This window comes from Micromonospora sp. NPDC048986 (assembly GCF_040649335.1).
Classification (GTDB): Bacteria; Actinomycetota; Actinomycetes; order Mycobacteriales; family Micromonosporaceae; genus Micromonospora; species Micromonospora alfalfae.
The window spans coordinates 11,350-27,946 of record NZ_JBEZFJ010000020.1 but is presented as its reverse complement, the minus strand read 5'-3'; the positions used below and the strand labels follow the sequence as shown (position 1 = coordinate 27,946).

At 66.7% G+C, this 16,597-nt stretch carries 29 protein-coding genes; 1 reads left to right on the top strand and 28 read right to left on the bottom strand.

Annotated features, from left to right (window positions below):
- Window positions 1–62 precede the first annotated feature (62 nt).
- From AB0B94_RS30580 to AB0B94_RS30530, 11 genes are all read right to left on the bottom strand, one after another.
- Window positions 63–299, bottom strand: coding sequence for a RyR domain-containing protein (locus AB0B94_RS30580; RefSeq protein WP_357288467.1), 237 nt, complete (start codon window positions 297–299; stop codon window positions 63–65).
- 233 nt (window positions 300–532) lie between these two features.
- A complete protein-coding gene (locus AB0B94_RS30575; protein ID WP_357288464.1) occupies window positions 533–853 on the bottom strand; it encodes a hypothetical protein in 321 nt (106 codons plus the stop codon).
- Window positions 850–1,104 carry a hypothetical protein gene (locus tag AB0B94_RS30570; RefSeq protein ID WP_357288461.1) on the bottom strand — a complete coding sequence of 85 codons (255 nt, stop codon included), beginning with the start codon at window positions 1,102–1,104 and terminating at the stop codon, window positions 850–852. Before AB0B94_RS30570 ends, AB0B94_RS30575 begins: the two co-directional genes overlap by 4 nt.
- Before the next feature lie 23 nt (window positions 1,105–1,127).
- Window positions 1,128–1,886 carry a hypothetical protein gene (locus tag AB0B94_RS30565; RefSeq protein WP_357288457.1) on the bottom strand — a complete coding sequence of 253 codons (759 nt, stop codon included), beginning with the start codon at window positions 1,884–1,886 and terminating at the stop codon, window positions 1,128–1,130.
- Window positions 1,883–2,404, bottom strand: a complete 522-nt coding sequence (locus AB0B94_RS30560; protein ID WP_357288454.1) for a hypothetical protein — start codon at window positions 2,402–2,404, stop codon at window positions 1,883–1,885. The genes AB0B94_RS30565 and AB0B94_RS30560 overlap by 4 nt, the downstream gene beginning before the upstream one ends.
- A 206-nt stretch (window positions 2,405–2,610) precedes the next feature.
- Window positions 2,611–4,227, bottom strand: coding sequence for a DNA methyltransferase (locus AB0B94_RS30555; protein WP_357288451.1), 1,617 nt, complete (start codon window positions 4,225–4,227; stop codon window positions 2,611–2,613).
- A gap of 344 nt (window positions 4,228–4,571) precedes the next feature.
- The gene (locus tag AB0B94_RS30550) at window positions 4,572–4,904 is read right to left on the bottom strand and encodes a hypothetical protein (RefSeq protein WP_357288448.1); all 333 of its coding nucleotides are present in this window, start codon (window positions 4,902–4,904) and stop codon (window positions 4,572–4,574) included.
- 16 nt (window positions 4,905–4,920) lie between these two features.
- A complete protein-coding gene (gene dnaB / locus AB0B94_RS30545; protein WP_357288445.1) occupies window positions 4,921–6,261 on the bottom strand; it encodes a replicative DNA helicase in 1,341 nt (446 codons plus the stop codon).
- Window positions 6,258–6,929, bottom strand: a complete 672-nt coding sequence (locus tag AB0B94_RS30540) for an ATP-binding protein (protein ID WP_357288442.1) — start codon at window positions 6,927–6,929, stop codon at window positions 6,258–6,260. The genes dnaB and AB0B94_RS30540 overlap by 4 nt, the downstream gene beginning before the upstream one ends.
- Complete coding sequence (locus AB0B94_RS30535; RefSeq protein ID WP_357288439.1) at window positions 6,910–7,848, bottom strand: hypothetical protein; 939 nt, start codon at window positions 7,846–7,848, stop codon at window positions 6,910–6,912. Before AB0B94_RS30535 ends, AB0B94_RS30540 begins: the two co-directional genes overlap by 20 nt.
- A 97-nt stretch (window positions 7,849–7,945) precedes the next feature.
- A complete protein-coding gene (locus tag AB0B94_RS30530; RefSeq protein ID WP_357288436.1) occupies window positions 7,946–8,143 on the bottom strand; it encodes a hypothetical protein in 198 nt (65 codons plus the stop codon).
- 128 nt (window positions 8,144–8,271) lie between these two features.
- Here AB0B94_RS30530 and AB0B94_RS30525 point away from each other — a divergent pair, with 128 nt between their 5' ends.
- On the top strand, window positions 8,272–8,475 hold the full coding sequence (locus tag AB0B94_RS30525; RefSeq protein ID WP_357288433.1) for a hypothetical protein: 204 nt from the start codon (window positions 8,272–8,274) through the stop codon (window positions 8,473–8,475).
- 806 nt (window positions 8,476–9,281) lie between these two features.
- Here the strand turns inward: AB0B94_RS30525 and AB0B94_RS30520 are convergent.
- The 17 genes from AB0B94_RS30520 to AB0B94_RS30440 all read right to left on the bottom strand — a co-directional run bounded on the left by AB0B94_RS30520 (window position 9,282) and on the right by AB0B94_RS30440 (window position 16,490).
- Window positions 9,282–10,046: a hypothetical protein gene (locus AB0B94_RS30520; protein WP_357288430.1), complete on the bottom strand. Its 765-nt coding sequence runs from the start codon at window positions 10,044–10,046 to the stop codon at window positions 9,282–9,284.
- The gene (locus AB0B94_RS30515; protein WP_357288427.1) at window positions 10,043–10,258 is read right to left on the bottom strand and encodes a hypothetical protein; all 216 of its coding nucleotides are present in this window, start codon (window positions 10,256–10,258) and stop codon (window positions 10,043–10,045) included. Before AB0B94_RS30515 ends, AB0B94_RS30520 begins: the two co-directional genes overlap by 4 nt.
- 82 nt (window positions 10,259–10,340) lie before the next feature.
- Entirely contained in the window at window positions 10,341–10,556 is a 216-nt protein-coding gene (locus AB0B94_RS30510) for a hypothetical protein (protein ID WP_357288424.1), read from the bottom strand.
- Window positions 10,556–11,041, bottom strand: a complete 486-nt coding sequence (locus AB0B94_RS30505) for a single-stranded DNA-binding protein (RefSeq protein WP_357288421.1) — start codon at window positions 11,039–11,041, stop codon at window positions 10,556–10,558. Before AB0B94_RS30505 ends, AB0B94_RS30510 begins: the two co-directional genes overlap by 1 nt.
- Window position 11,042: 1 nt before the next feature.
- Window positions 11,043–11,207, bottom strand: a complete 165-nt coding sequence (locus tag AB0B94_RS30500; RefSeq protein WP_357288417.1) for a hypothetical protein — start codon at window positions 11,205–11,207, stop codon at window positions 11,043–11,045.
- A gap of 296 nt (window positions 11,208–11,503) precedes the next feature.
- The gene (locus tag AB0B94_RS30495; protein ID WP_357288414.1) at window positions 11,504–12,169 is read right to left on the bottom strand and encodes a hypothetical protein; all 666 of its coding nucleotides are present in this window, start codon (window positions 12,167–12,169) and stop codon (window positions 11,504–11,506) included.
- A gap of 173 nt (window positions 12,170–12,342) precedes the next feature.
- A complete protein-coding gene (locus AB0B94_RS30490; protein ID WP_357288411.1) occupies window positions 12,343–12,879 on the bottom strand; it encodes a hypothetical protein in 537 nt (178 codons plus the stop codon).
- Entirely contained in the window at window positions 12,876–13,247 is a 372-nt protein-coding gene (locus AB0B94_RS30485) for a hypothetical protein (protein WP_357288409.1), read from the bottom strand. The genes AB0B94_RS30490 and AB0B94_RS30485 overlap by 4 nt, the downstream gene beginning before the upstream one ends.
- A complete protein-coding gene (locus AB0B94_RS30480; RefSeq protein WP_357288407.1) occupies window positions 13,244–13,561 on the bottom strand; it encodes a WhiB family transcriptional regulator in 318 nt (105 codons plus the stop codon). The genes AB0B94_RS30485 and AB0B94_RS30480 overlap by 4 nt, the downstream gene beginning before the upstream one ends.
- Window positions 13,558–13,740 (bottom strand): hypothetical protein, encoded by a 183-nt coding sequence (locus AB0B94_RS30475; protein ID WP_357288404.1) that lies wholly within the window; start codon window positions 13,738–13,740, stop codon window positions 13,558–13,560. Before AB0B94_RS30475 ends, AB0B94_RS30480 begins: the two co-directional genes overlap by 4 nt.
- Window positions 13,737–14,063, bottom strand: coding sequence for a DUF4326 domain-containing protein (locus AB0B94_RS30470; protein ID WP_357288400.1), 327 nt, complete (start codon window positions 14,061–14,063; stop codon window positions 13,737–13,739). The genes AB0B94_RS30475 and AB0B94_RS30470 overlap by 4 nt, the downstream gene beginning before the upstream one ends.
- A complete protein-coding gene (locus AB0B94_RS30465) occupies window positions 14,063–14,314 on the bottom strand; it encodes a hypothetical protein (RefSeq protein ID WP_357288397.1) in 252 nt (83 codons plus the stop codon). Before AB0B94_RS30465 ends, AB0B94_RS30470 begins: the two co-directional genes overlap by 1 nt.
- Window positions 14,311–14,757 carry a RusA family crossover junction endodeoxyribonuclease gene (locus AB0B94_RS30460; RefSeq protein ID WP_357288394.1) on the bottom strand — a complete coding sequence of 149 codons (447 nt, stop codon included), beginning with the start codon at window positions 14,755–14,757 and terminating at the stop codon, window positions 14,311–14,313. Before AB0B94_RS30460 ends, AB0B94_RS30465 begins: the two co-directional genes overlap by 4 nt.
- Window positions 14,754–15,194, bottom strand: coding sequence for a hypothetical protein (locus tag AB0B94_RS30455; RefSeq protein ID WP_357288391.1), 441 nt, complete (start codon window positions 15,192–15,194; stop codon window positions 14,754–14,756). The genes AB0B94_RS30460 and AB0B94_RS30455 overlap by 4 nt, the downstream gene beginning before the upstream one ends.
- Window positions 15,191–15,718: an SLOG family protein gene (locus AB0B94_RS30450; protein WP_357288388.1), complete on the bottom strand. Its 528-nt coding sequence runs from the start codon at window positions 15,716–15,718 to the stop codon at window positions 15,191–15,193. Before AB0B94_RS30450 ends, AB0B94_RS30455 begins: the two co-directional genes overlap by 4 nt.
- Window positions 15,715–16,179 (bottom strand): hypothetical protein, encoded by a 465-nt coding sequence (locus AB0B94_RS30445; protein WP_357288385.1) that lies wholly within the window; start codon window positions 16,177–16,179, stop codon window positions 15,715–15,717. Before AB0B94_RS30445 ends, AB0B94_RS30450 begins: the two co-directional genes overlap by 4 nt.
- Window positions 16,176–16,490 carry a hypothetical protein gene (locus AB0B94_RS30440; protein ID WP_357288382.1) on the bottom strand — a complete coding sequence of 105 codons (315 nt, stop codon included), beginning with the start codon at window positions 16,488–16,490 and terminating at the stop codon, window positions 16,176–16,178. Before AB0B94_RS30440 ends, AB0B94_RS30445 begins: the two co-directional genes overlap by 4 nt.
- Window positions 16,491–16,597: the final 107 nt, after the last annotated feature.

Sequence of the window (16,597 nt, the reverse complement as noted above, 5' to 3'; positions counted from 1 at the left end):
CGCCGCCCATCGTCACAGCCCACCTGGCCTGGGCAAGGGCGCGGAACAGTTGGCGTCTGGCACTAGCGTCCATGATCGGCTCGGGTCAGGTGGTAACCGAGATGCCCGGCGGCCGTGAGAACCGCCAGAACGCTGTTCCGGTCAAGGTCCCGCTGCGGTTCGGACAGGTGGTTGTACGGGCGCATCAGCTCCTCCCCGGTTTCGGAGCGGCGGGAGGTGACGCCCTGAGCGTGCTTGGTCGCCATCCATTGGTCGTGAACTGCTTCGGCAAGGAGTTCGACGAGGTCGGTGTCGGTCATGGTCGGCATGTTGTCTCCGTTGTTGATGAGGTCGAGCAGGTTGGGTTCGTCGTCAGGTGGTGCGGTGCGCGGTGTCGGGATGCGGACCGCCCGTGGGATGAGGCCCCGGTCCCCTGCGCAGGACTCGCCGTATCCGTCGTAGGTTGGGCCGACCGGAACGGGTCGTCCGCAGCCCCGGCAGCGTCGGAGTTGCCGGGGCTGGTCAGTGAGGAACAGGGCATCATCGGACACGGTTAGAGGCTGGCCTCGGTCAGGCTGTCGGGGTGTACCCAGTTCGCCCCGGTGCCTTCGAACCACTTGACAAACACGGTCGGCATCCCGTGTTGGTTGGCGATCACCTGCGCCACCGGCGGGTCGTCGGAGACACGCAGTTGGTGCGGGCTGGTCGTCGGCAGCGGAGCCTTGCAGACGCCGATCTGGCCGAGGCGACCGCTACTGCTGCGCTGGACCGGGGTGCCGACCGGCCAACGAGCGGCGGCGGCACGAAGAACCGCACACGGGGTGCAGGTGGCCAGGTCCGGGTGGGGCATCAGGTACAGGGCGGCTGCGTTCACGGCGTCGCCTTGGCAAGTCGGATGACAGCCGCCGCGAGCATGTCGACCACGTACGCCGTCGCATCCGCGTCAGAGGCCCCGGGGGCGTCAGTAATGCCGACGGTGACAGAGACCCAAGCACGCGTGGTGTCGGTCGGATCCTCGGCGAGTAGTTGCGTGGCGTGCTCGATCGGGCCGGCGAGGAGTTCGGTTGCAAGGGCGTAGTTCTGGTCGATGGTCGCCAGGTTCGCGGTAGTGTTGTGGTCGGTCATGGTTGCCTCCTCAGGCAGAGTGGTCAGGTCAGTGCGCCGGGAATCAGCGCGAATTTCGGTCGGGGTCTTGTCGGTGCAGCGGTGGGCGCCGGCTGCGACGCCATGTCCGGTGCGAGCAGCAGTCGGAGCGACGGGCGTTCCCACGTGCGGACCTCGGGTGGGATCACCCAGTTCGGGTCGATGCCACGCCACAGAGCAGCCCAGTCAATGTCCCGGATGTGGGGTGCCAGCCGACCGCCGATGTTCGCGGGCGGTTGAGGCACCTCGACGGCCTCGCACGCCTCACGGTTGGCTTGCACTTCGGCGATGAACCACTGCTCGTGCTTACGGCACCCGCCGCGCAACTTTTTCCTTCCGGTCTCCGGGTCGGTGAGGAACCCGGCGGCAACGGACGGCTTGCCGCACGTGGCGCGGCGAACCATCGGACCAGCACATAGGGTGCGCGCCCACCTGGGGCCAGGCTGGTCAACCCACGGGTCGTACCGGCGGATGTCCTTCTTCAGGACCTCGAAGACGTGCCACGCGTCCGGGCCGGTGACTTGAGGACGGCTCCATTCGCCGAGCGAGAACATGGCCGGCTTGGTCTTCATCGGGAACAGCGCTGCCGCCATGTCCGTGAGCTGCCAACCCGTCTTTGAGGGCTCGGGGGTGTTGAGGATGGTGGCGCGGGCCAGCCACATGCCGATCAACAGCAGGTCCCCGGTCACCTCCGGGTCCGACATCAGGCCGGCAACGCACCGGTCGTACTCGCGTAGCTTCGTGTACGGGTGCTCGCTGGTCATGTGGCCTCCTGCCACGGGCCGACCCACACCAGACGCTCAACCAACCGCGACGGGATCCCCGCACCCACCCAGTGCGCTACACGCTGCTCGGACAGTCGCCGGTTGGTTTCCGTCTCGAAGCGCCGAACACCCTGTGGTTCCCCGAACTCGTGCTCACTGGCGTACTCCCGACCGCGAACCTCGGCGCCTTCCGGTCGCACGCGGCAGGCAAGCTCGACCAGGACAAGATGCACAAGGTACGCCTCAGCGGCCTTCCCGCCGGACAACCCCGTCGTGTCCTGCTCCCACCCACATGCGCATCGAATGACCGGGGTAGGTGCGGACATGTCGAGCGTCGGCATGTGTGGCCCGAGGTCGTCGCCAGCCCGCCACAGCGGGGCGTGGTCGGGACACATACGCATACCGAGGGAGTTCCACCGCCGCCAGCCCTTTGCCGACTCACCGCCGGTTTCGATCGCCACGGCGTCGTACCGGGCAGGACAGGCAAGGTAACTACACCTGCGCGCGGTGCCGGTCACCGGATCACCTGCCCAGTCTCATCAGCGAGATCCTGGGCGTCCTCCCATGTCAGCCAACACCCACACGGGTACACGGCCACGATCCGGTCAGGAGTGCCCTGAAGATTGCAGACGGGGGCGGCACAGGTGGGGCACGGGGGGCGTTGCGACTTGTCCATTGGTGCCTCCTCAGGCTGCAAACAGGTCAGGGGTACGGGCGGGGGTGGTCACGCGGCACCGCCGAACAGGTCCAGGGCGGGTTGCAGGGGCTTCGACAAACGGGCATCGATCAGGGACAGGTACGGGGCGTGGTTCTCCATGCCGATACACCGGAAGCCCTCGATTACGCATGCCTCGGCGGTGGTCCCGCTGCCGAGGAACGGGTCGACGACGGTTCCGCCAGGCGGGGTGACAAGTCGAACCAACCAACGGATCAGACCGAGGGGCTTCACGCTGACGTGCCGGGTCCCGTCCACGCCGCGAGGCCGTTCACCGCTCGATGCTTTCGTCTCGAACCGGAACACCGGCAGGAACCGGGATGCGCCGCCCGCGTCGTCGTACTCGGCCCCGGTGTGCGTGGTTCGCCACCCGGCGCCAGCTTTACCGGACCGTGGTTGGGCGGAGCGGCTGGTTGTGGTACCGCTCTGCTGGTCAACCTCGGCGACGGGGCAACCCGGAACGCACCCTGCAACGCAGGCATCCCCGTCGACCTGGCCGTCGACGTCGCCCAGCGGAGCGTGACTCATCACAACGTTGGTGGGCCAGCGACCCTTGTCGGAGTCGAAGTCGGCCGAAAGTGAGGGTGCGCCGAACGTCGCCCCACGGGACCTGGTGGCGATGCCGAGACCATAGTCGGTGCGGTCCCGACCGGGAATCCGGCAGCCGTCAATGTTGAGCCCCCCGGTGTCGTGTTCGAGGACGTTAGCGACAACGGAGTTGAACCCGGTGGACTTGCGTGCCACCACGATCGGCTCATGTGCTGGCTTAAGGGTGGTGTTCCAGCCCTGCCAGCGGTGAGCTGCTTCCGACGCAGCGGACGTAACCGCTACATGTCCACGCTCGTCGCGACCAGAGGCGCCCCGAAGGAAGATGGATCCGTTCCCGGAGGAAAGACCGGCATGACGAGAGCCGATCACCTCACGGGCGGCGAAGTTCTCCCCAACTGACCCCTTGCGTGCGTTTAGGCGCCGCACCTCGGCGGTCATTTCGTCACCGAACCCGAGGAGGAGCTGGAGTCGGTCCCACTGCTCGTCGGTGGGGATGATCGCGGCTTTGCCCTTCAGGGTTGTCCAGTGCGACGCCATCCCGTTGAAGCCGAACTCGGTATCGATCTGCTTGTGGGTAACACCGGCAGCCAAGCGGGCGGCATTCAGCCAGGCAGTGACCTGTAGAACGTCGGCGCGGTCGGCGCGCATTCGGTCGATGGACTTGCCGAGGTCCTGACCCTTGGGGAACCCCTGGGCAAAAACCCAGTTGATGCTGTCGCGGATCTCGAACCCGGCTAGGCGGATCGACATCGTCATCAAATCGGCGGTGCGCGGCGCAGCGAACGCCAGCAGGTGACCGCCCGGCTTTAACACCCGCAAGCACTCATCCCATACAGCCGGCGGCGGAACGAACCGGTCCCACTCCCGGCCCATGAACCCCTTGCCATCCGGTACGTGCTCACGGTCGCCGTTCAGCCACGCCCTTAGCGCGGCCTCGATGACGCGGGGGTGGTGGTCGGCGAGCCCGTACGGTGGATCGCAGACAACGGAGTCGACCGACGCGTCGGGCATGGCCCGGAGGACGTCGAGGCAGTCGGCGTGGTGTACCTCAACAGCACCGTCGGCGTACGTCTTCACGGTGCTACCTCCGTCCGTGGGGCAGGGCAGGGCTGGGGTGTGGTGGGCGCTCGTCGGTGAGGTGGAAGCCGTGGGCGAACCAGGTCAAGCAGGCATCCATCACGTAACACGCAGCCATGTGCAGCAGCTCTCGCAACGCGGCGCCCCATACCGATCGCGGTTGGTGGTCGGTTCCCGGCACGTCAGGCACACCTCCGAGGCGACCTGCTCCGGGGTGAGCCGAATCGACCTCTCAGCCGTAGCCCAATACGTCGGGGACAACGGGCAGAGTCCACACGCGTTCACGAACGGCTGCCCAGCCACACCGGCAGGCGTCTCACCGCAGCACACCTCGCGACCGGCCATCACGCGGTACGCCTCAACGCAGCCGTGCAGACCGCGTCATACAGCCACACCACGGCAACCTCGTACGCCTGGCTCGAGCCGAGGAGTTCATCGTCAGCACCGAACACGGTGCCGGTAATGGCCTGGGCGAACCGGTGCTGCAACGCGGACGGGCGCTCGACCAGGGCGGGGAGGCCACGGCGCCAACCGACAAGAGTGGCGAGGAACGGCTTCGCGTCGGTGTAGACCACGTCCGGGTTGCTGCCGGTCATCGTGGCAAGGACGGCGGCTCGCTCAAGGAGGACAATGCGGGGGTCGGCAGCCTTGAGGTCTTGCCAGGTCAGATTGCTCATGTTGGCCTCCTTGAGGTCAGACAATGGCGGTGGAGACGAAACGGGAGCGGTGCAACTGGGCGGCGACGATGAGGGTGTCTTGGCGGCCGTGCCGGTTCTTCGCAATGATCACGTTGCACTCGCCGGCCTTTGGTGACTCCGGGTCGTCGGCGTCCTCGCGGTGCAGCAGGATGACTTGGTCAGCGTCCTGCTCGAGCGAACCTGACTCGCGAAGATCACCAAGCTGTGGCTTCTTGTCGGTCCGCTGTTCCGGACCACGGTTGAGCTGGCACGCCGCGACAACCGGCACCCCGAGTTCTTTCGCCAACAGCTTCAAGCCCCTCGAGATGTCCCCAACCTGTTCCTGCCGTGACGCTCGAGGGTTGGTCGGGGGCATGAGCTGTAGGTAGTCAACGATGACAAGATCGAGTGACCCGTTTTCCTCGAGAATCCGCCGAGCGCTGGCCCGGATATACGCCAGCGATGCTCGGGGTGACGCGTCGATGTGCAGGGGGGCGTCGGTGGTGTCAGCCAAGTGGTTGGCGAGCTTCACCCAGTCGTTGTCCTCCAGCGTTTTTGCCACCCGGATCCGGGTCAGCGGCACGCCGGTGCTCGCGGAGAACATGCGGGTGGCGACTTCGGACTCGGACATCTCGAGTGAGAACAAGACGACGCGCTTGTTGAGAGTCATCGCCGCATGCTGGGCGATGTTCAGCAGCAGGACCGACTTCCCGACACGAGGCCGGGCGGCAACCAGGGTGAGTTGGCCGGGGCGTAGTCCCTCAAGAACTTCATCTACGTCGTGAAGACCAGTGGGAACACCGACTGGGCCTTCGTTTGCCTCGGCAAGTAGCTCAATCTCGTCGTATGCGCGGCTGGCGGCTTCCCACCACAGGGCGTCGCCGCGTTTCGAAGTTGTCACCGTCAGGTCGGCGAGCCAGCCTCGGGCCTGCTCGAGCAGAGTGTCAGCGTCGGAGTGATGTGCGGTCAGGGCGGCTTGGGTGATGCGTCGCCCTTCGCGCTCGAGAAACCGCAGGGCAGCGTATGAGGCGATAATGCGGGCGAAATGACCGGCTTGCGCGGCTACGGGTACGGCGGCCACACACTCGTGAAGGTATGGGGCGCCTCCCACTCTCGAGAGTTCCCCGGTGCCGAGGAGGTGCGCCGCGACGGTGATCGGGTCAGTGGGTTCCTGCCGGTTTCGAAGCTCGAGCAGGGCCCGGTAGATCGTGGCGTGCTGCTGCCGGTAAAACCCGTCACCTTTGCCGAGGAGGAGTTCAACCTCGGTAAATTCCCTGTCGCTGACCATCAGGCAGCCGACCAAGGCTTGCTCGGCCTCAAGGTTGAACTGCTGCGGTCGCTGCTCGTTGTCGGTCACGCGGGAATCTCCCGGTTGAACCGGCGGTCCGGCCCGTCCAGTTCCACGAGGGTCGCGTCAGCGAGCCGGGACAGGACCCGTTCGCCCACGATCGGCTCGAGCGAGTCTGCGTCGAGGTTCGTCGTGTACACCGTGGCAAGCCGGTTTGACCACCGGTAGTCAACAAGGCGGGTGATGTTCTCCTCAGTGAACCCGGAGCCCTTCCCTGCGCCAACATCGTCGAGGATGAGGAAGTCAACCTCGAGATACCGATCGAGGGCGTAGGTGTGAGACTCGTCCGGCTTCGGTCGCAGCATCGCGTTCAGGTCCGGGTGGGTGACCACAAGCCACCGGTAGTTGCGGTTCGCTCGCGCAGCAATCCCCACGAGGTGCCGAAGAACTCCGTAGGCCAGGTGGGTTTTGCCCGTGCCGGTGTTTCCGGACAGAACCAGCCACGGGTCGGTGGCCGGGTCGGCGATGTGCCGCTCGAGCCACGCCCGAACCTGAGGGTGGTCCGGCTGGGCGCTGGCAAAGGTCACCGGAACTTCGGCGGCGAGAAGGGCACCGTAGTGCTCGAGTCGCCACGCGATCGGGTCGAACGGTGGTTCGGGGTCGATGCTGTGGTTCGGGTTGATGCCCCGGCGAGCGAGTAGCTCGAACACGTTAGGGCTACTGCTGCTGTTGGGCATGCTGGCGCCTCCTGTCCCAGGACGCCTTGTGCGCTCCTGGCTCGTCGTGATTGACCTTCTGGGCGCGGTAACCGGCGCCGTTCATGTGGGTTGATCGAGGAGTGAGCCCAACAAGTTCGATCCGGAGGGTTTCGACGCTGACCCCGCGACCTTCTTTCGCTAGTCGCAGTACGGCGTCCCGGATCTCGTCGTCGGTGAACTTGTTCGAGCGGATGGCCTTCCGGACGACGCCGTTGACGGCGTTCCAGTTGCTCATCGGTTCGACCTCGTAGTAGGCATCGGTGATGACCTTGGAGCGTTGCGTTTCGGTGCGCGGCTCAGAGGAAGGAGCCGTCGGCGGCGAAGCCGTCGCGGCAGACACCGAAGGTGTCTGTAGGTTCTCCTCTCCTCTCCTCTCCTCTGCCATCGGTTTGCCATCGGTTTGCCATAGGTTTTGCTGACCATTTGCCATGGCACTTGCCATAGCATTTGCCATCTCGGCCGGATCTTGCTTCGGCTTGCGCTGCCCAGGCACCTGCGGCTTCTTCGCGGACGGCTCGTTCTTGTCCTTCCCCCATCGGGCACTGGCACCCTTCTTGCCCGCGTTGCGTCGCTTGTCGGCCAACTCCTGCACCGAGGCAGCCGACCGGTTGTGCTGGAGGTAGTCGTGGATGACCGCCTGCCCCTGCTTCGGCTGGTCGCACCGGTCACAGTCATGCCCTGGCATGTGCCATAGCCCCTGCTCGGCAAGTGCTATGGCAACTGCCTTGTCGACGTTGGCGATGCGGAGCACCGTGTTCACGTGGAAGTGTCCGTCGGTGTACGAGCCTCCGGAGTGGCACATCGACGTGACGTACGCCCAGCCGGCGGCTGGGTCGTCAATCGCCGTCAGCTTGGGGTGCGTGGGAAGGTCGATCGACACCCGGACGAAGTTGCGCATGTCGGCGGGGGGCTCACTACGGGGGATCACCCGACACCTCCAAGGTTGGCCACGTCGTTCTCCGTTCGAGTGCTGGTGCTGCGCGAGGTGTGTCGGGTCAAGCGGCCTGCTGGTCGGCGGCGATGTTCGCCCACCGGTCTTGCGGAGCGGGTTCGGCGGCGACCGCAGGCAGGTGCGATTCGAGGGCGCCGACAAGGAGCCGGTACAGGCTGACCTTGTTGCGGGTGGCGACTCGTTGAGCTGCCGCCCAGAGAGGGGTGTCCTGTTCGGGGATGTAGAAGGTCTTGTTGGGCACGTGTGCCTCCCATCCATGAAAGATCTTCGTGGCTATCCACGTGGCTATCCACACCGTATCTCCTTGTGGATAGCCACACAAGTTGTCCGGTTTGCGCGAGGGGATATCCACGCCTTACCGTGATCGGCATGACCGACGGCGACCGACACACCACACCCCGCAGGGTGATCTCTGCTGGTGACGAGCTGTGGGACCCCTTCGGCGAACGCGTCGGCACCCGCAACCGATCGGCAGTCCTCCGACAGTTCATGGCCTGGTTCCTGCGCATGCCCGGCGCGAAGCTCCCGGAGCGACCGCCCGCCCCAGGTAAGCCCGGCAACCCCGACGACTGACCGCCTCACACTGCTTCACCTACTCGCGGCATCGGACCCTCTGTCTGGTGCCGCTGTTCCGCGTCCAACCGTGCCCGTGTTGCCGCCGGGGAGTGGGGGTTGCACCGGATTCCGCACAAGTACGGGCGCCCCGGCTGCCCGCATGGGGTGACTCCAGCGTTGCAACGCAGAGTTGGCGGGTCGGCAACAAGGCGCAGGGTGGGACAGGTCATCAGGCACCTCCGGTGGACGCGGGCTGGATCTGAAGCCCAGGAGAGCCGAGAGGGGTGACAGCTTTTTGGCGCCCAAGCGGCCATTGGCGGCTCAGATCAGGCACATACCGGGCGCCACTGGGGTCTGGCATCTGTCCGAACGGCACGACACCAGCCAGTGGAGTCCTTCCAGTGACACCGGTGTTCTCGACCGCGTCATTCGGTCGGCACTTCCTGCGACAAGATGCGGTCGTCATGCTGCGTCCGCCCGTGTCCGGCTGGCCCAGGTCGCGGCGGCCGGCTCGCCGTCGACACCGCAGACGATGCACCCGTAGCCGTGGGCCAGGTGCCGGCGGCGAGCCGAGTCACTTGGGCACGCCACCACATCGTTGGGCCCGTAACGGGGACGCCGCTTCGCCGGGATAAGCCCCCGTTCGATCGCGGTCGCAACGGCCCCAGCCCCGTTCGTCACACCCAGGACTGCGTACAGGCGGCTTACCGCCATCGTGACCGCCCCGGTAGTCCGGTTGAGGCGGAGGCCGATCGCCGCTCGGGTGTGACCGTCAGCGAGAAGTTCGAGCAGGTGGATGTCGTCGTCATTCAGAGGCAGGGTGCTCACGCGGCACCGACCAAGGTCCGGGCAGTCTGAGCGCGGCGGCGGCGACCGGCAGCGTCCGCCACACACCGGCGGCACTCACGTTTCCCATTGGCTCGTACCGCCGTGTTCTGGCGGTCAAACAGGTGGCCGCGTCCGCAGTGACCCCCGAGGTGTTCCGGGGCGGTGCGGTCGACGTGAGGTCGACCCGATCCGGGGCTAGAGCGCCGCCATATACCGCGTGGCGGTGTGCCGCCCTCATGCCAGGCGCCGAGGACGCGTTTACGGGCGGCCTGCAACCTGGTTGTGACGACCGACCGGTTGACGCCCAACGCGGCGGCGGCGGCATCCACATCCCCGTCGTGTGCGGCGACAGCCGAAAGAGCCTGATGTTGGTATGTGGTTAGCAGGGGCAGCACCTGGCGCAATGCTGTTCGTTCCACAATCGCGTCCTCGGGGGAGGATACGACGGCGTTGTACGCCCACCAGTACCGTTGGAAGGCAGCCATCGAACCTGGCTCATAGTTCGCCCGTGACGACCCGCCGTGCTCCCGCTGCTCGACCCGCACGGAATCCCACACGGCTCGCTTCCCGGCCTCAATGAGGCGGTGCTCCGGAGGCCAGTGGTCGGCGGCGTACAGGTACTCAACAATCGCGGACCAAGCCCACGATGTCAGGTCGGTGTAGTCGGCGGCGAAGGTGCCAGCCATGCGGGTAGCAACCCGAGATAGGCGGCTGACGTCGGCGAGGGTGTAGCCGTGGCGGAGTTCGGCGTCGGTAATCACGGGCTCACCGCCCAGTCGACGCAGCCACACGCGTCCCACAACGGTCCGTCGAAGTCGTGTCCGTGGACTTGCTCAACAGTGCCGGCCTTGGTGCACCGGCGGTGGGTGTCGTCGCTGGCTCGCGCTCCCCACGGGGCCGCCTTGCACTGGGTGTGGATGCCGTTGTAGTGCAGGTCCTCGGCGCGACTTGGTCCTTCGGCTCGGGCGGCCATCGCAATCACCTCCGTCGATGATGGGTGGGGGATGGGTCCGGCGCGGCCCGCCAGGGAGCGGGACCGCGCCGGAAACAGCAGGTCAGCGGCGACTACGGGAAGAACCCGAGCCCTTCGACTTGGACTTCGACTTGCTCTTGGACTTCTTGCCACCGCCGAGGTCGCAGTCCTCGTCGCCCTCAAGCAGGTCGTCGGCGTCGCAGTCCTCTTCGTCGGCCGGACCGCAAGCGGCCAGTACCGGCAACGCGAGGAGGCCGGCGAACCCGGCCAAGGCGCGGCGGCGCGTCACGGCGCCCATCAGAAAGGAGGTTCAGAGTCGAAGGAGCCGGCCTGTCCGTTACCCGTCCCCTGAGATGCCCAGGGGTCATCGAACCCGCCACCCTGAGGCGTGGTGCCCGCCGAGGTGTTGCCGCTGGACCGGGCCATCTTCTGGACCTTCGCCGTGGCGTACCGCAGCGATGGGCCGATCTCGTCGACCTCCAGCTCGATGACGGTGCGCTTCTCACCCTCGCGGGTCTCGTACGACCGCTGACGCAGCCGACCCGAGACGATCACCCGTGCTCCGCGCTGCAACGACTCGGCGACGTGCTCAGCCGCCTGCCGCCAGATGTTGCACGCAAGGAACAGGGGCTCGTCGTCAACGAACTTCTGCTGCTGCTTGTCGAAGTGACTCGGGGTGCTCGCGATGCGGAACTTCGCCACCGCCGCACCCGACGGGGTGAACCGAAGTTCCGGATCGTCGGTCAGGTTCCCGATCACGGTGATCGTCGTGTCTCCTGCCATTTCAGGCCGCCTTTCGTTCGGAAGTTGTGTCGTTGCGGGTGATGCCCCACTTGTCCATTGCGTTGCGGACGGAGGTGGGGTGGTAGCCAAGTTGCCGGGCGATGCGTTTCGCCCCGTAGCCCTTCTCCTCAGCCCAGGTGGTGATCGTGAGCCGGAACCAGGACATCGGCGGGTCGCAGTGGTGGCACAGGGTGTTTGGTCCGCCGTGGCCCGTGAGGAATGGGTAGCCGCATCCGCAGATGCCGAGGGGGTAGCCGGCTTCGGAGTAGGCGACACCGGCGCGGATGACGCCGTGGGGGCGAGGGTCAGGTGTGCCTGCTGCGCAGGTGGTGTCCGTGCGGGCGGGGCAAACACGGCACAACATGAGAGCGAGTCGGTTTCCGTCGTCGCCGGTCTCCCAGTACTCCGGGATCCGCCCCTCGCACAACGGGCGGGGCGCAGGACGGTGAGCTGTGGTCGACATCAGGCCACCAGTTCGTAGATGCCGGGAAGAGGAGTGCCCGCGAGCCTGCAAACCTTGTCCCTGGACATCCCCAACCGGATGCTGATCCGCGTGATGCTCATGCCACGGTCATGGCCGACGTGTACGGCGTGGTGTTCCTCCAGAGGCGACAGGTGAACCTGTTCGCCGGCTAGGGCACAGTCGATTGCAACGTCATCAACGAGCGCGTCGGGAGCTGGCCCAACCTCGTACGGTTCAGCGTCCGGGTCGTCGATGTTGTCATCCCACGCCACCGGCGGCACCCACCCGTTCCTCCGGGCGGTGTTACGCGCCCGAACTGAGGTCCCGGGGTTGTCAGACAGTCGCTCGTATAGGTCGGCAACAAGTTGGTGCGTGTCCTCGGTGACGGTTGGGCGTTTCGCCCACGCGAGGTCCAGTACCGGTTGAACCCACTTGTTGAGCGCGCGGGCTATGCCACTGAGGCTGTAGCCAATCGCAACGAGCGCCCGTATCCGACGGGTAGCGCCGACGCTGTGGACGAACCCGGCCGGCAGGCTTGGTTGGGGGGTGACGCCGAGGATGGCGTGACCGGTCGACCCTTGAAGCCAAAGGCGCGGGGTGTGCATCGCTGACCACAGTGTTCGGGGGGCGATGTTCGCCGCGCGGGCAATGGCGGCGAGGCTCATTCCTTGCGCCTGTAGCTCACCGACGTGCGCAAAAACGGTGTCTGCGGGGACTCGGTGCTTCCAGATACCGGCGCTGATCATGCGGTCGCGGCGACGCCGGTAGGCCGAGTCGACCCGCCGGCAGTCGAGGCACCCGGCGAGACCTCGGTTGTGGGTGCCGCATCCGATAGCCATCAGGCTGCCGCCATCTGCTCGACGGGTAGTGGTTCCAGACCGATCCACAGCGCCCCGCCGAGTGCGCGGCAGTGCCGTTGGACGGTGCCGAGGAGGGTGTCGCCTCGGGCCGCCTCAAGTTCACGAATCCCGCTCTCGGCGCAGTCAAGAACCTCGCCAAGTTCTTCGCGGGTCACACCGAGAGCGATCCGTGCTGCGGTCAGTTCAGCAGCGAGGGCCGCTCGGGTGTACTCGTGTCCTCGGGTTAGGTCAGCGGGGCGCATTGCTGCGAGCGCCTGTACTTCATCGGGGGCGTCGGGCAACCCAACCGGTCGCAGGAGAAGCCGCCCACCTACGGCGGGCGCCCACCGGTACAGGGTGAACAGCATCCATGACTGCCCAGCTTCGTGGCGGGCAATCGTTGTTTGCGTGAGGTCGAGTTTGCGTCCGAGGGCCCGCTGGCTCAGGTTGGCGCGGTGACGGTAGTGAACGAGAAGGTCGCGAAGCATGAGTCTGGTGATGGCGTCGTCGGGGTGGAGGTCGATGGGCGCCTTCATTCGGTCACCTCCGGGGCGTGCCCGGCACCGGCGCACGGGTCCTTGGACCAGTACGGGCCGTTCCGGCCGATCCGGTACTCCCCGTGCGGTTGGATCATCGCCAGGTCGTTGAGGACGACGGTGCCGTTGCATTCCGGGCAGACACCCTCAACCTCGGGGGCCACCTGATCGGCGGTGACGTACTCGGTGCCCGTGTCGGCAAGGTTGGTGCAGTTCTGGCACACCGCCGCAGGGAACACGGGCTGGACCGTTGGGATGTATGACACCGCCGGCCCGCACAGGGTCAGCTTCCGACCGTCGCGCAGGTAGTGGGGAATTTTGCCCTGCTCCGTGTACCCGTACAGCGGGGTAGAGGTTAGGGTGCTCATGCCGCCTGGCTCCCGAGGACACGAAGGCCACCACGACGCTTGACCGCCCGGCGTTCCTCCTCATCCATACCGCCCCAGACACCGTCATCGACTCCACCTTCAAGCGCCCACTGAAGGCACTCGTCGATCACGTCACACCGGCGGCACACGGCCTTGGCTTGCTCGTTCTGGATGAGGGCGGGGCCGCTGCTACCGACGGCGAAGAACAGCTCGGGATCTTCCTTGCCGCCACCACAAGCGGCCCGCTCCCGCCAGTCGTCAACGGGCGCTGACCGGTGGTCGGACACGAAACTGAACGCGCCACGGTGGCTCATCGGGTGCCGCCGGTGGTGTTCGCCGGAACGCGGTCGTCGGAGTGGTCCTCGGTGGTCGCCTTGGGGGTGGTGAACCCGGGCCCGTCGAGAGTCAGTGGGTTCCGGTACCCGTACTGGTGGGCGGAGCCGGCGTCGAGGTCGATCATGGGACGGTTAGCGGCAGGGCGGGTGGCGGTCATCGGGCACCTCCAGTGGTGGCGAGAAGGTTCAGGGTGTGGATGTGGCGAATCAGGGCGTCGCCGTGGCAGGGGCCGTGGTGGTTGCAGGCGCAGGCGAGGTCGTAGCCGTCGAGGTCGCGGACGATTTCGTCGTCGGACGGGTAGGCAACCTCGGGGTGCTGCGACCGGTCGGCAAGGTAGGACTCGAACCGGGCCACAACGTCTTCGCGCGTGGCGCCGTCGCCGACCTTCCATGGGTTGCCGTACTTGCCAGGCCGCGTGATGAGCTTCGTGTTCGGCGGGAGCGGCTGGCCGGCGTACCGGGTCCACTGGATGCGACGCATTACGACGCCTGCTTGCTGGCAGCCTTGAGTTGGGCACGCAGCGACACCCGCTCGATCGACCCCATCGTTAGCCCCTCAAGGAGGGCAGCAGCCTGCCAACCGAGGCTGGTTGCGAGTCCCCGCAACTCGGTTGGGTCGGTGCTGGTCGCGACCCGTTCCAGGTTGTCCTGGATCTCGTCCCGGATCAGGTTGATGTGTTCCTGGGTGGCGGCGTCGAACCGGTCGGTGGCGTGCGTGTCGGTGATGGTCATGAGAGGTCTCCCGTCAGGTCGGTGTCAGTAGCGGGCCGTACGCAGATCACCGCGCCGGGCTGTTCACCGGGCAGGCAGTGCCGCTTACGGCCTCGGAGGTCAACCACCCGCGAGTCGTCGGCGAGGATCCCGCCGTCAACGAGGGCGTCGAGAATGTTCCTGGCATGCTTGTCGATGTCTCCGGAGGATCGGGTGGCGGGCCAGATGATGCGGCGCTTCGGGGCCGATTTCGGCAGGGCCACGCGCACCTCGAACAGCACTACGGCAGGGTCAGCAATCGGGTCGCCGTGGTGCTGGCTGCGGGCGGCCCACGCCACGGTTTGCCGCCACGGGGTAGACCCGGTGACCTGCTCGACCAGGCGGCCTCGGCCGATGTGCTTGAGGCTGCCCTTTGGCTTCGGCGTGCCGATCACGGTGATCCGGATTCCGGTTGCGGTCGTCACAAGGCCACCGCCGTGGCGAGCTGGGCGTGTACCGCGAGGTCCACCGCAGGGGACAGCTCCCACAACCCCAGTGCTCCACCGGCGGGTACCGGGGTCAGGGGCCGGTTGTGGGACAACTCCCAGTGGTACAGGGGCTTGGCCCCCGGTTCGGCAAACATCGCCCACGGGGAACAGCCGCCGAACCGGTCGCACTCCGACTCGATGTGGTGGCCGTCAACGTGCACCACCGCGACGACGACGCTGGTTGGCAGGGTGTCGGGCAAGGCCAGGCCGAGGCCGGCGATGAACTCCGACGCCGTGTGGCTGCGGGTCGAGCCGACGTGGATGGCAAGGTCACCGGTGAAACCCTTCGGCGGGTACCAGACCCGGTTCTCCACCGTCTTGCCGAGGTGGGCCACGGCGTAAGCCCACTCAACGCGCAGTGTGATGGCCTTCATCGGGACGTCTCCTTGGCGGTAGTCAGGTTCGCGGCGGCCAAGACCGCTTCGATAAGTGCGTCGGTATCGTCGGCGTCCGGCGTCGGCACGACGGATGAACCAAGGAACTGGTGAACGCGAATCCCGGCGGCCTCGGCGAGGTCGGAGCAGCCGGCGGCGCCGTGGGATCCGTGACCTTCGACGCGGCGGCACCTCGGGTCGGAGCAGGCGTCGATGAACGCCAAACACAGGCCGGCGCCGAGGTCGACCATGTTGCCGTTCCGTAGCGGCCCCGCGCCGCGCCCGTGGAGACGCCACTTCGCGGGGTGTCGTTCCGACGTCACGGGCCAGCCACGGCGGCGGCGGCCCCTGACCCACTCGTACGCCATCGCGTCCCCGCCCGTGGGGCAGGCGCCTTCGACAACGGTCAGACCGGGGAAACCGGCGTCACGGGCGGCGAAAGCAACGATGTCGAGGGCGTCGTGGACCGCGTCACGGTTGGACCAGGTACGAGAAGAGGTGACCAGCACGCGCAAGGGGCTCATGCCGCCACCGCCTTGAACGGCAGCACAGCGCCGTCGTCCGCGAGGTACACCAGCACGCCACGGCGAACCACGGGCTCCAGCGTCGGCTCCTGGCCTTCGCGGAGCATCAGCCCCAGTTCGTACGACTCCGCCGGCCGCGCTTCCGACCAGTCGTGACACCGTCGACACGCCCACAAGGCGTTCGACGGACGGTCGTTCGCGGCCTTCGCAGCACCCTTCCGACCACCAGCTTTCCGGGCGAGCCGGTGAGCAGGGTCCGTGCCGGTACCGAGGCAACCGGTGAGGGCCATTTCGCACCACCCGCCGGACCGGTCCAGTAGCACCGTACGCACGCCGGGCGAGACCGCCGGGGCAACACGGGCACGCTTCACCGGGGTAGCGGCGCGCTTCTCCGACACCTGACGCAACCGGGTCTTCCGAGCAAGCGGCGTGTACGTCTTCAACGGGGCGCCGCGCTTCACAACGACACCTCCGACGGCAATTCCAGCGGACGAAGACCGGCCACGATCTCATCAGCGTGGGTACCGATGAGCGCCTTCGTGGTCGCGTCGACCCGCAGCGAAATACCGCCGAAATCGCCACCGGGGCGCCATTCGAGACCAGGGACCGTTTCGCCCTGGTCGTCGCAGGCCGGCTCACCACGAGACGCAACACCGGTAAGGAATGACGACTGCCACGCCGGTCGGGCCCGGGTGATAACAACCGTCTCAACCTCGGTCGGGTACCGCTCGGCCACCCAGGCGAGGAACGCGGCCTCGTCCACGATCGCCACAGACGGGTGCGTGGTCGACCCGGACACGGTGATGCCGGGCAAGCGCCACGTCGGCACAGTGCCCTGCTCGCGGAACTCGTTCTCAGCGTCGGCGACAAGGGCGGCAC